Source organism: Hydrogenophaga pseudoflava, assembly GCF_031020795.1.
Classification (GTDB): Bacteria; Pseudomonadota; Gammaproteobacteria; order Burkholderiales; family Burkholderiaceae_C; genus Hydrogenophaga; species Hydrogenophaga pseudoflava_A.
In genome coordinates, this window is record NZ_JAVHJP010000001.1 from 809,948 (window position 1) to 827,541 (window position 17,594).

The 17,594-nt window shown below is 68.8% G+C and carries 15 protein-coding genes; 4 read left to right on the forward strand and 11 right to left on the reverse strand.

Going from position 1 to position 17,594, the window contains the following annotated elements; translation table 11 throughout:
• Positions 1-13: 13 nt before the first annotated feature.
• The 6 genes from xylA to xylF form a co-directional block, all read right to left on the reverse strand.
• Positions 14-1,330 carry a xylose isomerase gene (gene xylA / locus RCO38_RS03950; protein ID WP_308327321.1) on the reverse strand — a complete coding sequence of 439 codons (1,317 nt, stop codon included), beginning with the start codon at positions 1,328-1,330 and terminating at the stop codon, positions 14-16.
• Positions 1,331-1,350: 20 nt separating this feature from the next.
• A complete protein-coding gene (gene xylB, locus RCO38_RS03955) occupies positions 1,351-2,799 on the reverse strand; it encodes a xylulokinase (RefSeq protein ID WP_308326983.1) in 1,449 nt (482 codons plus the stop codon).
• Between the two features lie 11 nt (positions 2,800-2,810).
• Positions 2,811-3,983 (reverse strand): ROK family protein, encoded by a 1,173-nt coding sequence (locus tag RCO38_RS03960; protein ID WP_308326984.1) that lies wholly within the window; start codon positions 3,981-3,983, stop codon positions 2,811-2,813.
• 25 nt (positions 3,984-4,008) lie between these two features.
• Positions 4,009-4,773 (reverse strand): ATP-binding cassette domain-containing protein, encoded by a 765-nt coding sequence (locus RCO38_RS03965; RefSeq protein ID WP_308326985.1) that lies wholly within the window; start codon positions 4,771-4,773, stop codon positions 4,009-4,011.
• Positions 4,770-5,903, reverse strand: coding sequence for a sugar ABC transporter permease (locus RCO38_RS03970; protein ID WP_308327322.1), 1,134 nt, complete (start codon positions 5,901-5,903; stop codon positions 4,770-4,772). The genes RCO38_RS03965 and RCO38_RS03970 overlap by 4 nt, the downstream gene beginning before the upstream one ends.
• A 159-nt stretch (positions 5,904-6,062) precedes the next feature.
• On the reverse strand, positions 6,063-7,082 hold the full coding sequence (gene xylF, locus RCO38_RS03975) for a D-xylose ABC transporter substrate-binding protein (protein WP_308326986.1): 1,020 nt from the start codon (positions 7,080-7,082) through the stop codon (positions 6,063-6,065).
• 215 nt (positions 7,083-7,297) lie between these two features.
• On the opposite strand from xylF, the gene RCO38_RS03980 reads away from it, so the two are divergent.
• From RCO38_RS03980 to RCO38_RS03990, 3 genes are read left to right on the forward strand one after another with little or no spacing between them, the layout of a single operon-like run.
• Positions 7,298-8,914: a CRTAC1 family protein gene (locus RCO38_RS03980; RefSeq protein ID WP_308326987.1), complete on the forward strand. Its 1,617-nt coding sequence runs from the start codon at positions 7,298-7,300 to the stop codon at positions 8,912-8,914.
• Entirely contained in the window at positions 8,911-10,284 is a 1,374-nt protein-coding gene (locus RCO38_RS03985) for a vanadium-dependent haloperoxidase (RefSeq protein ID WP_308326988.1), read from the forward strand. The genes RCO38_RS03980 and RCO38_RS03985 overlap by 4 nt, the downstream gene beginning before the upstream one ends.
• Positions 10,281-11,231: an aldose 1-epimerase gene (locus RCO38_RS03990; protein ID WP_308326989.1), complete on the forward strand. Its 951-nt coding sequence runs from the start codon at positions 10,281-10,283 to the stop codon at positions 11,229-11,231. Before RCO38_RS03985 ends, RCO38_RS03990 begins: the two co-directional genes overlap by 4 nt.
• 8 nt (positions 11,232-11,239) lie before the next feature.
• Here the strand turns inward: RCO38_RS03990 and tal are convergent, their stop codons facing one another.
• Complete coding sequence (gene tal, locus RCO38_RS03995) at positions 11,240-12,181, reverse strand: transaldolase (protein WP_308326990.1); 942 nt, start codon at positions 12,179-12,181, stop codon at positions 11,240-11,242.
• A 60-nt stretch (positions 12,182-12,241) separates the two neighbouring features.
• On the opposite strand from tal, the gene RCO38_RS04000 reads away from it, so the two are divergent.
• Positions 12,242-13,090 (forward strand): MurR/RpiR family transcriptional regulator, encoded by an 849-nt coding sequence (locus RCO38_RS04000; RefSeq protein ID WP_066152707.1) that lies wholly within the window; start codon positions 12,242-12,244, stop codon positions 13,088-13,090.
• A gap of 21 nt (positions 13,091-13,111) precedes the next feature.
• On the opposite strand, the gene RCO38_RS04005 is transcribed toward RCO38_RS04000, so the two are convergent.
• From RCO38_RS04005 to RCO38_RS04020, 4 genes are read right to left on the reverse strand one after another with little or no spacing between them, the layout of a single operon-like run.
• Positions 13,112-14,122, reverse strand: coding sequence for an ABC transporter ATP-binding protein (locus RCO38_RS04005; protein WP_308326991.1), 1,011 nt, complete (start codon positions 14,120-14,122; stop codon positions 13,112-13,114).
• On the reverse strand, positions 14,119-15,096 hold the full coding sequence (locus RCO38_RS04010) for an ABC transporter ATP-binding protein (RefSeq protein ID WP_308326992.1): 978 nt from the start codon (positions 15,094-15,096) through the stop codon (positions 14,119-14,121). The genes RCO38_RS04005 and RCO38_RS04010 overlap by 4 nt, the downstream gene beginning before the upstream one ends.
• Positions 15,093-16,001: an ABC transporter permease gene (locus RCO38_RS04015; RefSeq protein ID WP_374694516.1), complete on the reverse strand. Its 909-nt coding sequence runs from the start codon at positions 15,999-16,001 to the stop codon at positions 15,093-15,095. The genes RCO38_RS04010 and RCO38_RS04015 overlap by 4 nt, the downstream gene beginning before the upstream one ends.
• A 14-nt stretch (positions 16,002-16,015) precedes the next feature.
• Positions 16,016-17,587: an ABC transporter substrate-binding protein gene (locus tag RCO38_RS04020; protein WP_308326994.1), complete on the reverse strand. Its 1,572-nt coding sequence runs from the start codon at positions 17,585-17,587 to the stop codon at positions 16,016-16,018.
• Positions 17,588-17,594: the final 7 nt, after the last annotated feature.

A 17,594-nucleotide genomic window follows, 5' to 3' on the forward strand; every position in this document is an offset into this window, starting at 1 on the left:
TTCAGGCGGTTGCTCAGATGTAGCGGTTGAGCAGGTTCTCCAGCAGCTCCTGCCGCCCGGAGACCGGCCGCGTGTCCACATTGCGCTCCAGCACACGGTCGGCCACCTGATCCAGGCCCAGGCGGCCCGCCATCACGTCCTGGCCGAAGGGTGTGTTCCAGCCGGCGTAGCGCGCCTCCACATGGCGCGACAGCTGGCCGTCGGTGATCATCTGCTCGGCGATCAGCAGCGCGCGCGCCGAGACGTCCATGCCGCCGATGTGGCCGTGGAACATGTCCTCGGCGTCGATGGACTGGCGCCGCACCTTCGAGTCGAAGTTCAGCCCGCCGGTGGTGAAGCCGCCGCCCTGCAGGATCAGGTAGAGCGCCAGCGCGGTCTCGGGGATGTTGTTGGGGAACTGGTCGGTGTCCCAGCCGCACTGCATGTCGCCGCGGTTCATGTCGATGGAGCCGAAGATGCCAAGGTCGATGGCGGTGGCGATCTCGTGTTCGAAGCTGTGGCCCGAGAGCGTGGCGTGATTGGCTTCGATGTTGACCTTGATTTCCTTCTCCAGTCCGTGGCGCACCAGGAAGCCGTAGACCGTGGCGGTGTCGAAGTCGTACTGGTGCTTGGACGGCTCGCGCGGTTTGGGCTCGATGAGGATGGTGCCCTTGAAGCCGATCTTGTGCTTGTAGTCCACCACCATGTTCAGGAAGCGGCCCATCTGGTCCAGTTCCTGGCCCATGCGGGTGTTGAGCAGGGTTTCATAGCCCTCGCGCCCGCCCCACAGCACGTAGTTCTCGCCACCGAGTTTCAGCGTGGCGTCCATCGCCTCCTTCACCTGCAGCGCGGCCAGGGCAAAGATCTCCGGATCGGGGTTGGTGGACGCGCCCGACATGAAGCGGCGGTGGCTGAACAGGTTGGCCGTGCCCCAGAGCAGCTTCATGCCGGTCTGCGCCTGCTTGGCCTGCAGCACCTCGACCATCTCGTGCAGGTGGTTCACGCTCTCGCGCGGCGTGCTGCCTTCGGGCGCCACGTCGCGGTCGTGGAAGCAGTAGTAGGGTGCGCCAAGGCGCGAGAAGAAATCGAAGGCCGCGTCGGCCTTCATGCGCGCCGCGGCCATCGGGTCGGCCACGCGCTGCCACGGGCGCTCGAAGGTGCCGTCGTAACCGAAGGGGTCGAAGCCGTTCCAGCAGAAGCTGTGCCAGTAGCAGACGGCAAAGCGCAGGTGTTCTTCCATGCGCTTGCCCAGCACCAGGCGGTCCTTGTCGTACCACTTGAAGGCCAGCGGGTTGGTCGATTGCGGGCCTTCGTAGGCGATGGCGGGAATGTCGGAGAAATAGGTGCTCATGGTGGTCTCGGTTGAAGTCATCAGGGCCTGCGGTACAGGCTGCGGAAAAGTTCATGGCGCGGCGCCAGCAGGGCGCGCTCGACGGGGTCGGGCCGGTAGACGGTGTCGACCGGCGGCGGCAGGCAGACCAAGGCCATCGGCGCGCCCACGCTGAGCGCACCCAGCCGGGCTGCGCCCAGCGCACCACCGACGGCCGATCCGCCGTGGGTGACGATCTCGACGTCCAGCGCGCTGGCCAGCATCTGGGCCCAGAAGGGGCTGCGCGCACCGCCGCCCACCAGGGACAGGCGCGAAACCGTGCTGCCGGCCGCGTGCAGCGCGGCCAGGCCATCGAGCAGGCCGAAGCTCACGCCTTCCATCACCGCGTAGCCCAGGCGCGCCGCGTCGGTGTCGAAGTCCAGGCCGTGGAAGCTGCCACGCACCTTCGCGTCGTTGTGGGGCGTGCGCTCGCCGCTCAGGTAGGGCAGGAACAGCGGCGATGCGGTGCGGTCCTGCGGGCTCAGGGCGGCGGCGCGCGTGGCCACCTCGCCCGCGTTCGCGGCACCCAGCAGGTCGGACACCCACTGCAGCGCGCTGGCGGCCGAGAGCATCACGCTCATCTGGTGCCAGCGGCCCGGCACCGCGTGGCAGAAGGCATGCGTGGCGCTGGCCGCGTTGGGCTGGTAGTCGGGCGTGACCACGAACAGCACACCGCTGGTGCCCAGCGAAAGAAAGCCCTGGCCGGCCTCGACCGCGCCCATGCCCACGGCGCTGGCCGCGTTGTCGCCTGCACCACCGGCCACCACCGTGCCCGGCTGCAGACCCAGCGTCTGCGCCACCTCGGCCTTGAGGCGGCCGCCCGCAGCGCTGCCTTCGACCAGGCGCGGCATGTGGGCGCGCGTCAGACCTGTGAGGGCCAGCAGTTCGTCGGACCAGTCGCGCCGCCGCACGTCCAGCCACAGCGTGCCGCTGGCGTCCGAGAGGTCGCTCACGTGTTCGCCGGTCAGCATCAGGCGCACATGGTCCTTGGGCAACAGCACCTTGGCCACGCGCTGGAAGATCTCGGGTTCGTGCCGCGCGACCCAGCGCAGCTTGGGCGCGGTGAAGCCGGGCATGGCCAGGCTGCCGCCCAGGTCGCTGAGCGCGGGCAGCTCGGCCATCATCTCGGTGCACTCAGCCGCGCAACGGGTGTCGTTCCAGAGGATGGCCGGGCGCAGCACGCGGTCCTGCGCGTCCAGCAGCACCGCGCCGTGCATCTGGCCGGACAGGCCGATGGCCTCGGTCGTTGCGTACTCGGCCGGGTGCGCGGCGCGCAGCGCGGCCAGCGCCGTCTGGGTGGCGGTCCACCAGTCGGCCGGGTCCTGTTCGCTGTGGCCGGGGTGGGGCCGCGAGACGGTGAGCGGGGAGCCGGCCGAGCCGATGACGCGTTGATCGGGGCCGAGCAACAGGGCCTTCACCTCGGAGGTGCCGATGTCGATGCCGATGTACATGAACAGTGGGGTCAGTGAACGGTGGGGGAAACAAGGGGCTCGGACGCGGGGGCCGCGTCCGGCAGCGTGGTGACGGTGGGGGCGTGCATGGGCCGCAGTTCGTGGTGCAGCACCAGGGCGGCCGCGCCGACGGCCGATGCCAGCAGGCCGTAGCGCGCCGGCCGCACCGGTGGCGGCGGCACACCCGCGCTGGTGGCGTAGGCGTCGAGCGTGTCGCGCGCGGTGCGCACGATACCGGGGTGCTGCTCGCAGGACGAACCACCGACCACCAGGGCGCCGGGGTTGAAGGTGGTCCAGAGGTTCTGCAGCACCACGCCCAGGAACACACCCCCGCGCGCCGGGTCGGGCAGCTGGCCCAGCGCCCGGGCACCGAAGAAGGTTTCGGCGCAACCTCGGCGACCGCAGGAGCAGGCCGGGCCGTCGATCTGCAGGATGCTGTGGCCGATCTCGCCCGCCATGCCCTGCAGGCCTGTGAACAGGCGGTCGTTGAGCACGATGCCGGCGCCGACACCGACGCCGCAAGTGACGAAGATCAGCGAGTCCATGTCGTCGCCGTCGGTGAACTCGTATTCGCTGAGGGCCGCAGTGTCGGCCTCGTTCTGCACGTGCACCGCCACCGGTGGACAACCTGCGTCCGCCAGGGCGCGCGTGATCAGCGGCAGGAAGGCCACGTTGCGCCAGCCCAGGTTGGGCGCGAAGCGCACGGTGCCACTGGCCTCGTCGAAGGCACCGGGCAGGCCGATGCCCACGCCCGAAACCAGCACCGGCCGCGCCGCCAGTTCGGCGTGCGCGCGCACCACCAGCTGCGCCACCTGGCGGCACACCGCGCCGGGTTCGTGGTCCGTCAGCGGTTCTTCGATGGACCACAGCACCTCGCCGGTGAGCGAGACCCCCACCACCCGCAGCGACTCGACCGCGATCTCGGCGCCGATCATGGCGCGGCGGCCGCCATCGAGCCGCAGCGGCGTCGACGGCCGGCCCAGGCCCTGTGCGGCGGCGACGCCGGTCTCGGTGACCCAGCCCTCGTCGATCAGCTCGCGCACCAGCAGGCTGACGGTGGATTTGGTCAGGCCGCTCTCCTGCGCGAGCTGGGCGCGCGAGAGGCCGCTGCGCCGCCGCAGCAGCCGCAACAGCACGCTGCGGTTGATGCGTTTGACAAGTTGCTGGTCGCCGGTGGTTTTCATGCGGTGGTGATGGAACGCGCAGGCCTCAGAGGCTGTGGGTCTGCGCCTTTCCTTCCGGTTGTTTGCCCGCGATGATCATGCCAAGGACCTCGTCCTCGGTGACGTCCGCGGTGCGGTAGGCGCCCACCATGCGGCCGTTCTTCATCACCGCCAGCCGGTCGCTCAGGCCGAACACGTCGGGCATGTCGTGGGTGATCAGGAAGATGCCCACGCCTTCGGCCTTGAGCTGGCGCACCAGGTTGCCGACCATCGCCGTTTCTTCCGGGCCCAGGGCCGCGGTCGGCTCGTCCATGATCAGGATGCGGGCGTTGAAGTAGATCGCGCGCGAAATCGCCACCACCTGGCGCTGACCACCCGAAAGCCGGCGCACCGGAGTGCGCACGTTCTTGAAGTTCTTGTTCAGGCGGTGAAACACCTTGCGGGCCTCGGCGTCCATGCGGTGGTCGTCCAGCGTGTTCCAGCGCGTGAGCAGCTCGCGGCCGAGGAACAGGTTGGCCACCGCGTCGAGGTTGTCAGCCAGCGCAAGGGTCTGGTAGATCGACTCGATGCCGCAGCGCTGGGCATCGACCGGGGTGCGGATGTGGGCCTTCTCGCCGTTGATGAGCACCTCGCCGCTGTCGATGGGGTAGGCCCCGGCCAGCATCTTCATCAGGGTGGACTTGCCGGCGCCGTTGTGGCCCAGCAGGGCCACCACTTCGCCCGGGTAGAGGTTGATCGACACGTCGTCGACCGCGCGCACACCGCCGAAGGACTTGCCGATCTGGCGCATTTCAACCAGCGGTGCGCTCATGACAGGTCTCCGGTGACGCGGCGGTACACCACGTCGAACACCACTGCGGCGATCAGCACCTGGCCGATGATCACGTAGCGCAGGCCGATGGAGATGTCCAGCAGCAGCAGGCCGCTGTCGATGCTCTGCATGATCAGCGCGCCCAGCACGGATCCCAGGATGGAGCCGCTGCCGCCGGCCAGCGCGGTGCCGCCGATGACCGCCGCGGCGATCACGTACAGCTCCATGCCGGTGCCCAGCGAGTTGGTGCCGGCGTTCAGCCGCGCGATGGAGACCATGGCGGCGATGGTGATCAGCACGCCCAGCAGCGCGAACAGCATCAGCGTGACCCGGCGCACCGGAATGCCCACCAGGGCCGCGGCCTCGGGGTTGCCGCCCATCGCGAACACGTAGCGGCCAAAGCGGGTGCGGTGCACGATGAAGGACAGCACCAGCGCCACGCCGCCCCAGATCAGCACCGGGATCGGCACGCCCTGCGGCGCGTCCTTGCTGGGGATCTGGTAGGCGTTCATGGTGGCGACGAAGCCCACCACGATCAGCGCCGGCACCGCGGCCACCAGGGCATCGAGCCACAGCGGCGGGTTGGGCACCTCGTAGGCCGCCTTGGCGCGGCGGCGCAGCCAGGTCTGCAGCACCAGCGCCGCCACCAGCACGGCCGCCAGCACCCAGCTGGCCTGCACGCCGATGGCGCCGTCAAAGCCGCCACCCAGGCGCTGGAAGAAGGCGTCGTTGACCGGCTGCGTCTTGCCGTCGGCCACCAGGAAGGCCGCGCCGCGGAACGACATCAGCCCGCCCAGCGTGACCACGAAGGACGGCACGCCGAGCATGGCCGTCAGCGCGCCCTGGTAGAGCGACACCGCGATCGCCACCGCCAGACCGGCCAGCGAGGCCTCGATCCAGTGCCAGCCCGCGGTGTACATCAGCGTCGCGATCAGCACGCCGACAAAGCCCATCACCGAACCGACCGAGAGGTCGATGTGGCGCGCCACGATGACCAGCACCACGACCGTCGCCACGATGCCGACGACCGCCGTCTGCTGGGCGATGTTGTAGAGGTTCTCGGGCGAGAGGAACAGCCCGTCCGAGAGGATGTTGAACACGATGGCGGTGGCCACCAGGACCGCCCCCATCAGCACCAGCCGCCAGTCGATGGCCAGTTGCCTGAGGACATTGGGAACAGGACTCACAGACGCACTCCGGCAGAAAAAAGGACCGCGGGCTGAACCCAGCCCGCGGTCCGAGGGCCTCCATCCATCAGGAGAAACGCAAACTCGATGTCAGAGGACGGGTCATTTGCAGGCGGCCGGGCCCTTGGCCGCGTCCACGCCCTTGCACAGGTCTTCTTTCTTGATCCAGCCGGCCTTGACCACCAGGTCCAGGTTCTTGGCCGTGATCGGCACCGGCTTGAGGAACTGCGCCTGCAGCGACACCTTCTTCTCGCCGCCGGCCCAGGCCGCAGCGCCCGCCACCTTCTGGCCCTTGGCCAGGGACACCGCGGCGGTGGCCGCGTCGCGGCCGAGGTCGCGCGCATCCTTCCACACCGAGACCGTCTGCGAGCCCTGGGCCACGCGATTGAGCGCGGCGTGGTCGCCGTCCTGGCCCGAGACCGGGATGCCCTTGATGCCCTTGGCGGTCAGCGCCGCCACCACACCGCCGGCCGTGCCGTCGTTGGAGGCCACCACGGCGTCGATCTTGCCGCCGGTCTTGGTGATGATCTGCTCCATGTTCTTCTGGGCCACTTCCGGCTTCCAGCCGTCGGTGTATTCCTCGCCCACGATCTTGATGTCGCCCTTCTTGATCGCCGCCTCCAGCACCTCCTGCTGGCCGCCGCGCAGGAAGTTGGCGTTCGGGTCGGTGGGCGAGCCCTTGATCATCACGTAGTTGCCCTTGGGCTGGGCTTCGAGCACGGCGCGCGCCTGCATGCGGCCGACCTCGACGTTGTCGAAGGTGATGTAGAAGACACCGGGCGCCTCGATCAGGCGGTCGTAGGCGACCACCGGGATCTTCTGCTGGTTGGCCTTGTTCACCGCGGGCAGGATGGCGTCCTTGTCCATGGCCAGCACGATCAGCACCTTGGCGCCCTTGGCGATCAGGGAATCCACATCGGACAGCTGCTTCTCGGGGGAGCCACCGGCGTCGGCGCTGATGTAGCTGGCGCCCAGCTTGGCCAGCTGGTCCTTGATGGCCTTCTCGTCGGTCTTCCAGCGCTCTTCCTGGAAATTGGACCAGCTCACACCCACCACCTGGGCAAACGCCCCGGCGCTGGCCAGACCGAGCGCCAAAGCGGTCAACGTTGTCTTCAGTTTCATCCTTGTCTCCAGTGAACGGCCTGCTTGCGGGCCATGGTTGTTGAACGGATTGGTTGGACACATCGTGCGTTGGCCCTCTGCCGGCAGCCATTTAGTACGGACGACAAACTAATTATTCGCCGCCTTGGTGCGCAGCTCCTATTGGGACAAACCCGACATAGTTTGATGATTGAACTTAATAAGATCGGTGCCGGTTCCCTCCCCAAAGGTTGTCCGTGCCCCTCCACTCCCCGCTGCTGTCCGGCCTCTGTGCGGCCCTGGCCCTGCTGCTGTCCGCCCCGCTGCGGGCCCAGCCGTCCGCCCCCGTGGTGCCGCGTTTCGTCGAGGAGACCGAAAGCGCCGGCCTGTTCAGCCGCTTCGAGGGCGAGGACGAGTACATGGTGGGCGGCGGCGTGGCCACCTTCGACTGCGACGACGACGGCCTGCCCGAGATCTACGTCACAGCGGGCGTCGGCAAGGCCCGGCTCTACCGCAACCGCAGCGCGCGCGGACAGGCGCTGAAGCTGCAGGAGTTCCGCTCGGGGCTGGAGACCACCAACGCCGTCGGCGCCTACCCGCTGGACATCGACGGCGACGGCGTGACCGACCTGGTGGTGCTGCGCGTGGGCGAGGTGCAGGTGTACCGGGGCCGGGGCCAGTGCCGCTTCGAGCGCGCCAACGAGGCCTGGAACTTGCGCACCGGCAACGGCTGGCACACCGCGTTTTCTGCCACCTGGGAAGCCGGGCAGACCTGGCCGACCCTGGCCATCGGCACCTACGTCGACCGCAGCAAGCCCGACTTTCCCTGGGGCAGCTGCACGCCGGCGCTGTTCGTCCGGCCACAAGCGGGCGGGGGCTTCCAGCCGGCCCAGCCGCTGGTGCCGGGGCACTGTGCGCTGTCGATGCTGTTCTCCGACTGGAACCGCTCGGGCACGGCGTCGCTGCGCGTGAGCAACGACCGCGAGTACTACAAGGGCGGCGAGGAACAGCTCTGGCGCGTCGCGCCGGGTGCCGAGCCCCGGCGCTACGAGGCCTCAGAGGGCTGGAAGCCGCTGCAGATCTGGGGCATGGGCATCGCCAGCCACGACATCACCGGCGACGGCCTGCCGGAGCTCTACCTCACCAGCATGTCCGACAACAAGCTGCAGACGCTCGAAGCCGGCCCGGGCCAGCCGCGCTACATGGACATCGCATTCAGGCGCGGCGCCACCGCGCACCGGCCCTACGTGGGCGGCGACGTGCGGCCCTCGACCGCCTGGCACGCGCAGTTCGCCGACGTCAACAACGACGGCCGCGCCGATCTGTTCGTGGTCAAGGGCAACGTTTCGTCCATGCCCGATTTCGCGGCGCTGGACCCGAACAACCTGCTGCTGCAGACCGCCGATGGCCAGTTCGTCGAGGCCGGCCACACCGCCGGCCTGGCCAGCGTGCTGCGTGGCCGCGGCGGCATGGTGGCCGACCTCAACGCCGACGGTCTGCTGGACGTGGTGGTGGTCAACCGCGGGGACCGGGCCCAGCTCTGGCGCCAGTTGCCCGCCAGCGCGTCACCGGCGCCGCGCTGGCTGCAGCTGCGGCTGCAGCAGGCCGGCGGCAACCGCGACGCCATCGGCGCCTGGGTGGAGGTGCGGCTGGGCGAGGACGAGAAAGCGCCGGTGCTGCGCCAGGAACTCACCGTCGGCGGCGGCCACGCCAGCGGCCACCTGGGCTGGGTGCACTTCGGCCTGGGCAGCGCAGACCGCGCCCAGCTGCGCGTGCAGTGGCCGCAGGGCGGCTGGAGCGCCTGGCAGCCGGTCGAGGCCGACCGTTTCTACACCGTCGCCCCGTCGGGACTCACCCCCTGGAGAGCACCATGATCCGCCGCCCCGTTGCCCGCTGGGTGCTGGGCCTGGCCGCGCTGTGCGCCGGCCTGCCATCCTCCTTTGCCCAGGCGCCCGCCGTGGCACCCGCTGCCGCAATGCTCTCCGCCGACGCCTACAGCGCGGAGGTCGCCACCGAGTGGTTCGGCCTGGCCCTGCTGCTGACCCAGCAGACCCCGGGCATGAGCCCGCCCGTGGCCGCGCGCGCCCTGGCCTACCTGAGCCTGGCGCTGTACGAATCGGTGGCGCCGGGCATGCCGGGCCAGCGCAGCCTGGCCGGCCAGCTCAACGAACTGCAATCGCTGCCCTGGGCGCAGCCGGACGAGCCCCTGCACTGGCCCACCGTGGCGCACACGGCCATGGCCAGCATGACGCGCATGATGTTTCCGCACGCCAGCGCCGAGAACAAGAACCGCATCGACCTGCTGGAACGCAGCCTGCCGCAGAAGCTGGCGCGCGACTTCGACCCCCAACTGGTGAACGCCGAGGTGCGCACACGCTCGGAGACCTTCGGCAAGCTGATGGCCATGGCCCTGATGACCTGGGCCCGCACCGACGGCGGCCACGAGGCCTGGGGCCCGCTGCGCCGCCACCAGGCCAACTACGTGCCACCCAGCGGCGCCGGGCAGTGGTCGCCCACGCCGCCGGCCTACGCCGCGGCGCTGCTGCCCTGGTGGGGCTCGGTGCGACCGTTTGCGTTGCCCGCGGCCGGCGCCTGCGCGGCCCCGCCGCCGCCCGCCTATTCCGAAGAGACCGGCTCGGCGTTTCAGCGCGAGACCGCCGAGGTCCACCGCATCAGCCAGGCCGCCACGCAGGAGCAGCGCCAGGTCTCGCTGTACTGGGCCGACGACCCGTTGAAGACCCCCACGCCTGCGGGCCACTGGTCCTTCATCGCCACCGACCAGCTCAAGGCCGGCAAGGCCAGCCTGGCCCGCGCGGCCCGGGTGTACACGCGCCTGCACGTGGCCATGGCGGACGCCTTCATCGCCGCCTGGAAGACCAAGTACACCCTCAACCTGCTGCGACCGGTGACCGCGGTGCAGCTGACCATCGACACCCAGTGGGTGCCCACGCTCATGCACACACCGCCATTTCCCGAATACCCCTCGGGCCACTCGGTGCTGTCGTCGGCGGCGGCCGGTGTGCTGGAACAGGAGTTCGGCGCGGGCACCCGCTTCACCGACAACACCCACAACGACCGCGGCTGGGGCCCTCGCAGCTTCGCCAGCTTCCGGGCCGCGGCCGACGAGGCGGCCATCTCGCGCATGTACGCCGGCATCCATTTCCGCAGCGGCATCGAGGGCGGCAAGGTGCAAGGGCGCTGCGTGAGCGAGCGCGTGCTCGGTCTTGCCATGGGCGCGCGATGAGCGCCGGCACCGCATCCGCCCCGGTCACCCGCTGCGGCGACCACACCGTGCACTGGCTCGACGACGGGCGCCAGCGCCTGGGCCTGGTGCCCGGCTTCGGCGGCAGTGCCGCCGCCTGGCTGCTGCACCCGCAGGCCGGTGCGGCCCCGCGCCAGCCCGAGGTACCGTTCCACCTCTGGCGCCCCTGGTTCGGCGACCCGGATCCGTTCAGCGTGGCCTCGCTGCCGCTGGTGCCCTGGTCCAACCGCATCAGCGGCGGTGGCTTTGAACAGGACGGGGTGTTCCACCCGCTGGCGCCCAACCGCGCCGGGGAAGCCTGCCCCATCCATGGAGAAGGCTGGCTGCAGGCCTGGGAGGTACTGGCCCACGACGGGCTGCAGATCGGGTTGCGGCTGGCCTCGCGCCACTTCATGGGCAGCCCCTACGACTACGTCGCCACCCAGCACTACGAGCTGCTGCCCGACGGCATCGAACAGACCCTGTCGGTGACCCACCTGGGAGAAAACCCCCTGCCCTACGGCCTGGGCCAGCACCCCTGGCTGCTGCGCAGCCCCGGCACCCGGGTGCAGGCCCGTGTGGGCGGCGTCTGGCTCGGCCACCCCGACCGACTGCCCCGTGCACACACCGCCATGCCGCCGGACTGGGACCTGTGCGCGGGTCTTGACGCCCACGGGTCGCTGATCGACAACGCCTTCACCGGCTGGGACGGCACGGCCCGCATCGAGTGGCCCGAAAGCGGCTGGGCCCTGACGGTGGAAGACACCTCGGTGACCGGCGATGGCTGCCTGCTGCTGTTCCGGCCGGAGCACGGCCCGAGCTTCTGCGTGGAACCGGTCAGCCACCCGATCGACGCGGTCCACCTGCCGGGCCGACCGGGGCTGCACCACCTGGCGCAGGGCCAGTCGATGACCCAGCGCCTGCGGTGGCGCTTCCACCGCATCGGCTGATCCGGCGCTCAGCGCATCATCGCTTCGAGCTTGATCGTGTCGGCCACGAAGGCGCGGATGCCTTCGGACAGCTTTTCGGTGGCCATCGCGTCCTCGTTCAGCGCGAAGCGGAACGCCGCCTCGTCATACTGCACGAACGGGATGTCCATGGCCTGTGCAGCCTCGGCGTCCAGGGCCTTGGCCAGTGGCGCCTCGCTGGCTTGCAGCTGGGCCAGCAGGTCGGGACTGATGGTCAGCAGGTCGCAGCCGGCCAGTGCGGTGATCTGGCCCACGTTGCGGAAGCTCGCGCCCATCACCTCGGTGGCGATGCCGTGCTTCTTGTAGAAGTTGTAGATGGCGCGCACCGACTGCACGCCCGGGTCGTTGGCGCCGGCCATGGCGGCCTCGTCCCACTTCGCGCCGGCCTGCTTCTTGTACCAGTCGTAGATGCGGCCCACGAACGGAGAGATCAGCTGCACCTTGGCCTGGCCGCAGGCCACGGCCTGACAGAAAGAGAACAGCAGCGTGAGGTTGGTGTGGATGCCGTCGCGCTCCAGCCGCGCCGCTGCCTGGATGCCCTCCCAGGTCGAGGCGATCTTGATCAGGATGCGGTCCACGTGCACACCCTCGCCCTGGTAGAGGTCGATGATGCGGCGCGCGCGGGTCACGGTGGCCTCGGTGTCGAAGCTCAGGCGGGCATCGACCTCGGTCGAGACCCGGCCGGGCACGTGCTTCAGGATCTCGATGCCGAAGCGCACCAGCAGCCGGTTCATCACCTCGTCGACGCCGTGCTGCCCGAACTTGGCGACCGTTTCCTGCAGCAGGTGCGCGTACTCGGGCTTCTGCACCGCCTTGAGGATCAGCGACGGGTTGGTCGTCGCGTCGCGCGGCGAGTAGGCGGCGATCTGGTTGAAGTCACCGGTGTCGGCGACCACGGTGGTGAGCTGCTTGAGGGCATCGAGCTGGTTCATCGGTCTCTCTCAGGGTTGTCGAGGTTTCACAGAAAGATGTAACTGGGTTACCATTTTCGCATGCTTGACCGAATCAGAGCCTCCATGCCCTCACTGGCGCCCGCAGAACAGCGCGTGGGCAAACTCGTGCTGCTCGACCCACGCAGCTTCGCCAGCCTGCCGGTTTCCGAACTGGCCGACCGTGCCCATGTGAGCAAACCCACCGTGGTGCGCTTCTGCCGCAGCATGGGCTACGACGGCCTGTCCGACTTCAAGCTCAAGCTGGCCGGCACCGTCAGCGAAGGCGTGCCCTTCATCCACCGCAGCGTGGACGTGGACGACAAGGTCAGCGACGTGCTGGTCAAGGTGATCGACAACACGGTGGCGGCCTTCCTCAAGTACCGCAACGACGCCTCGACGCACTCGATCGAAAAGGCCGTCGACGCGCTGCTGACCACCTACAAGAACAAGGGCCGCATCGAGTTCTACGGCGCCGGCAACTCGGGCATCGTGGCGCAGGACGCGCAGCACAAGTTCTTCCGCCTGGGCATCAACGCCATCGCCTACAGCGACGGCCACATGCAGGTGATGAGCGCCTCGCTGCTGGGCCCGGGCGACTGCCTGGTGATCGTCTCCAACTCGGGCCGCACGCGCGACCTGATGGACGCCGCCGACATCGCGCGCAAGCACGGTGCCACCGTCATCACCGTCACCGCCAGCGGCTCGCCCCTGGCCACCGCCGGCCACATCCACCTGGCCGCCGACCACCCCGAGGGTTACGACCGCTACAGCCCCATGACTTCGCGCCTGATGCACCTGATGGTGATCGACGTGGTCGCCACCTGCCTGGCGCTGCGCATCGGCGGCAACAAGCTGCAGCCGCTGCTGAAAGAGATGAAGAACAATCTTCGGAGCAAGCGCTACGCCTGAAGGAGAACGCCCGGCCTCCGATCAGATCCGGCCTTCTTCCACCGCGTGGCAGGCCACACGGGTGCCACCGACATCCCGCAGCACCGGCCGCTCCACCCGGCAACGTTCGTTCGCATGCGGACAGCGCGGGTTGAACGCACAACCCGCCGGCGGGTCCAGCGGATTGGGCACCTCGCCTTGCACCGGCGTGCGCGCCCGGCCGGTGTGGTGGATCTTCGGGATCGCGTCCAGCAGCATGCGCGTGTACGGATGGCGCGGACTGTCGAACAGCGTGTGCTTGTCGGCCAGCTCCACCAGGCGCCCGAGGTACATCACACCCACCTGGTCGCTCACATGCCGCACCACCGCCAGGTTGTGGCTGATGAACAGGTAGGTCAGTCCCTGACGACGCTGCAGGTCCTTCATGATGTTGAGCACCTGCGCCTGCACGCTCACGTCCAGCGCCGAAGTGGGTTCGTCGCAGACCAGGAACTCCGGGTGCGTGGCCAGGGCACGCGCGATCGAGATGCGCTGGCGCTGCCCGCCCGAGAACTGGTGCGGGAACTTGACCGCGTCCAGCGGCGAGAGCCCGACCGACTGCAGCAGCTCACCCACCCGCTCGCGCAACTCGCCTGCTCCCGACAGCAGACCGTGCTCGACCAGCGGTTCGGCCACGATGTCCTGCACCCGCCAGCGCGGGTTCAGGCTCGCATACGGGTCCTGGAAGATCATCTGGATGCGGCGGCGCAGCTGGCGCCCCTGCGGTGTTCTGAACGCCGCGTGCGCGTCCTGCCCGTCGAACTGGAAGCCACCCCGCGTGGGTTCGTACAGCCCCACCAGCAGGCGTGCCACCGTGCTCTTGCCGCAGCCCGATTCGCCCACCAGCGCCAGCGTCTGGCCACGCGCAATGTCGAAGCCCACGCCGTCGACCGCGCGCAGCAGCTGGCGCGGGCGCCGCTCCAGCACGCGGTTGAGCCAGGGCACCGAGACGTCGAAGGTTTTGGCCAGGTCGGTGGCGCGCACCAGCGGCTGCGCCGGGTTGGCAGTGCTCACGACACACCTCCTGCACCATCGGCCTGCAGCCAGCAGGCGGCCCGCGTCGGGCCGGCGGCGAGCAGATCTGGCCGCTGCGCGTGACACCGGTCGAACGCGCGGTCGCAGCGCGGGTGGTAGGCACATCCGGCCGGGATCGCGTTCAGGCGCGGCATCGCACCGTCGATCTGGTGCAGCCGTTCGCGGTCCTGGGTCATGTCGGGAATGCAGGCCATCAGGCCCGCGGTGTAGGGGTGGGCCGGCCGGTGGATCACGTCGTGCACCGGCCCGATCTCCGCGACGCGGCCGGCGTACATCACGGCCACGCGGTCGCAGGTCTCGGCGATCACGCCCATGTCGTGCGTGATCAGCATCACCGCGGCACCGCGCTCGCGGCAGATGCGCTTGAGCAGGGTGATGATCTGCGCCTGGATCGACACGTCCAGCGCGGTGGTCGGTTCGTCGGCCACGATCAGCTTGGGCTCGGCCGCCAGCGCGAGCGCGATCACCACGCGCTGGCGCATGCCGCCACTGAACTGGTGCGGGTGGTGGTCGATGCGCTGCTCGGCCGCCGGAATGCCGGTGTCGCGCAGCAGCTGGATCGCGCGCTCTCGCGCCTCGGCCTGGCTCACCGGCAGGTGGGTGCGGATGGTCTCGGTGAGCTGCCGACCCACGGTGTAGAGCGGGTTCAGCGAGGTCAGCGGGTCCTGGAAGATGGCCCCGATCTGCCGGCCGCGCACCTTGCGCAGTTCGGCGAATGGCAGGTGGTCGATGCGCCGGCCTTCCAGCAGGATCTCGCCGCCCGCGATGCGCCCCGGCGGCTCCAGCAGACCGATGATGGACGCGCCGGTCAGCGACTTGCCTGCGCCCGATTCGCCCACCACCCCCAGGATTTCGCCGGGTGCGATGTCGAAGGAAATGTCGTCCAGCGCGCGCAGCGTGCCGCGGCGGCCCGGGAACTCCACGACCAGGTTTTTGACTTGCAGCAGGCTCATCGCAGTTTGGGATTGAGGGCGTCGCGCAGCCAGTCACCGAGCAGGTTGACCGACAACGCGATCAACACCAGCATGGCGCCGGGAAACACCGTGATCCACCATTCGCCCGAGAACAGGTAGTCGTTGCCGACCCGGATCAGCGTGCCCAGCGAGGGGGCGGTGATGGGTGCACCGACACCGAGGAAGGACAGCGTGGCCTCGATGATGATGGCGGTGGCGACCTGGATGGTCGCCAGCACCAGCACCGGCCCCATCACATTGGGCAGCACATGCCGCCGCATGATGCGCAGCGGCGGCACGCCGGTCACGCGGGCGGCCTGCACATACTCCTTGTTGCGCTCGACCAGCGTGGAGCCGCGCACCGTGCGCGCGTACTGCACCCAGCCGGTGAGCGTGATGGCCAGCACCAGAACGCCGAAGGCCAGCGAGTCCTGCGCGTTGGGAAACAGCGCACGGCCCACGCCCGCAATCAGCAGGGCCACCAGAATGGGCGGAAAGGAGAGCATCACGTCGCACAGGCGCATCAGGAAGGCGTCCACCCAGCCGCCCAGAAAGCCGGCGAGCAGGCCCAGCACCACACCGATCAGCACCGACAGCACGACCGAGGTCAGCCCCACCGCCAGCGAGATGCGGGCCCCGTACATCAGCGCCGAGAGGATGTCGCGCCCCTGGTCCTCCGTGCCCAGCAGGAAGGCAGGGTTGCCGCCCTCCATCCAGGCCGGGGGCAGGCGCGCATTGCTCAGTTCCAGCGTGGACAGGTCGAACGGATTGTGCGGTGCCACCCAGGGCGCGAACACCGCACAGAACACGCAGACGAAGGCGATCAGCGCCGCCACCATGGCGGTGGGCGACGAGCGGAAGCTGTGGCCGACGTCGCCGTCGAGCCAGCGTCGAAGGGCGGCGATCAAGGCTCCGCCGATCACTTCACCGACATGAAGCGGAACGGCATGAAGTTGTCCGCCAGCTGTACCAGCTGCACGTTGCCGGCCACACCCCAGGCCAGGGCCTGCTGGTGCAGCGGAAGATGCCCGACATCGTCGGCGTGCAGCTTGAACGCTTCCTTGATCATCGCGTCGCGCCTGGCCTTGTCGGTCTCCGACTGGATCTTCAGCGTCAGCTCATCCACCTTGGGATTGCAGTACGACCCCAGGTTGAACTGGCCGCTGCCCTTTTCGTCGACACAGCGCATCAGCGCATTCAGCGCGTTGTGCGAATCGTAGGTGCCGGGCGTCCAGCCCAGGAGATAGAAGCTGGTGTCGCGCTTGAGGACCTTGGGGAAGTAGGTGCCCTTGGTCTCGGCCTGCAGGTTCACCTTCACACCGACCTTGGCCAGGTTCGCGGCCACCGCCTGGCAGACGTCGCCGTCGTTCACATAGCGGTCGTTCGGGCAGTTCATGGCCACCTCGAACCCGTTGGGGTAGCCGGCGTCGGCCAGCAGCTTCTTGGCTGCCTCGGGGTCGTAGGGCAGGCGGGTGTTCATCGACGCGTCGAAGCCGTTGATGCCGGGGCCGACCATCAGCGCCGTGGGCTTGGACGCGCCGCGCATCACCACGCGCTGGATGGTGTTGATGTCGATGGCCTGGTAGAAGGCCTGGCGCACGCGTTTGTCCTTGAACGGGTTCTTGCCCTTCACGTTGGAGTACAGCAGCTCGTCGCGCTTCTGGTCCATGCCCAGGAAGATGGTGCGCAGCTCCGGCCCTTGCAGCACCTTGGACTTGCCGCTCGCGTTGATGCGCGCCACGTCCTGCAGCGGCACCGGTTCGATCACGTCCACCTGCCCCGAGAGCAGGGCCGCCACGCGGGTGGCATCGTTGCCGATCGGCGTGTACTCCACGTTCACCACATTGCCTTCGATCTTGCCCCAGTAGCTGCCGTTGCGGACAAAGCTGGTCTTGACGTTGGGCTGGCGCTCGCGCAGGCGGTAGGGCCCGGTGCCATTGGAGCGGAAAGAGGCCGCGTTCTCGATGCCCTTTCGGCGGTCCACCGGCCGGGTGGCCTGGTTCTCCTCGGCCCACGGCTTGCTCATGATGTAGACCAGCGCCAGCAGGTCGGGCAGGATGGGAAACGGTGTCTTGGTTTCGATCTCGATCGCGGAATCCCCCACCTTGCGCACTTCCTTGAAGTCGTTGGTGTAGCTCTTCATGTCCGAGCCTTCGCCGGCCGCACGGGCAAAGGAGAACAGCACATCGTCCGCCGTGAATGGCTTGCCATCGTGGAATTTCACGCCCTTGCGCAGCTCGAAGCGCCACACCGTGGGAGAGGTCTGCTTCCAGCTGGTGGCCAGCGCCGGCACCAGCTTGAGATCCTTGTCCCGGGCCACGAGACCTTCATACACGTTGCCGGTCACGCTCAGCTGCAAGGATTCGTTGAGCGAGTGCGGGTCCATCGACAAGGCGTCGCCCTGGTTGCCGATGCGCACCGTCTGCGCCACCGCAGTGCCCGCGATGGCGGCCAGAGCGATGGAGGCGATCAGCGAATGCTTGAAGTTCATGGTTTCT

What these genes read in the sequence shown, in the direction of transcription:
- xylF (WP_308326986.1), bottom strand. Translation starts at nt 7,082, where the DNA reads ATGAAACTGAAGACAACGTTGACCGCTTTGGCGCTCGGTCTGGCCAGC.
- RCO38_RS03965 (WP_308326985.1), bottom strand. Translation starts at nt 4,773, where the DNA reads ATGAGCGCACCGCTGGTTGAAATGCGCCAGATCGGCAAGTCCTTCGGC.
- RCO38_RS03970 (WP_308327322.1), bottom strand. Translation starts at nt 5,903, where the DNA reads ATGGGGGCGGTCCTGGTGGCCACCGCCATCGTGTTCAACATCCTCTCG.
- RCO38_RS04000 (WP_066152707.1), top strand. Translation starts at nt 12,242, where the DNA reads ATGCTTGACCGAATCAGAGCCTCCATGCCCTCACTGGCGCCCGCAGAA.
- RCO38_RS03960 (WP_308326984.1), bottom strand. Translation starts at nt 3,983, where the DNA reads ATGAAAACCACCGGCGACCAGCAACTTGTCAAACGCATCAACCGCAGC.
- xylB (WP_308326983.1), bottom strand. Translation starts at nt 2,799, where the DNA reads ATGTACATCGGCATCGACATCGGCACCTCCGAGGTGAAGGCCCTGTTG.
- tal (WP_308326990.1), bottom strand. Translation starts at nt 12,181, where the DNA reads ATGAACCAGCTCGATGCCCTCAAGCAGCTCACCACCGTGGTCGCCGAC.
- RCO38_RS04010 (WP_308326992.1), bottom strand. Translation starts at nt 15,096, where the DNA reads ATGAGCCTGCTGCAAGTCAAAAACCTGGTCGTGGAGTTCCCGGGCCGC.
- RCO38_RS03990 (WP_308326989.1), top strand. Translation starts at nt 10,281, where the DNA reads ATGAGCGCCGGCACCGCATCCGCCCCGGTCACCCGCTGCGGCGACCAC.
- xylA (WP_308327321.1), bottom strand. Translation starts at nt 1,330, where the DNA reads ATGAGCACCTATTTCTCCGACATTCCCGCCATCGCCTACGAAGGCCCG.
- RCO38_RS04020 (WP_308326994.1), bottom strand. Translation starts at nt 17,587, where the DNA reads ATGAACTTCAAGCATTCGCTGATCGCCTCCATCGCTCTGGCCGCCATC.
- RCO38_RS03985 (WP_308326988.1), top strand. Translation starts at nt 8,911, where the DNA reads ATGATCCGCCGCCCCGTTGCCCGCTGGGTGCTGGGCCTGGCCGCGCTG.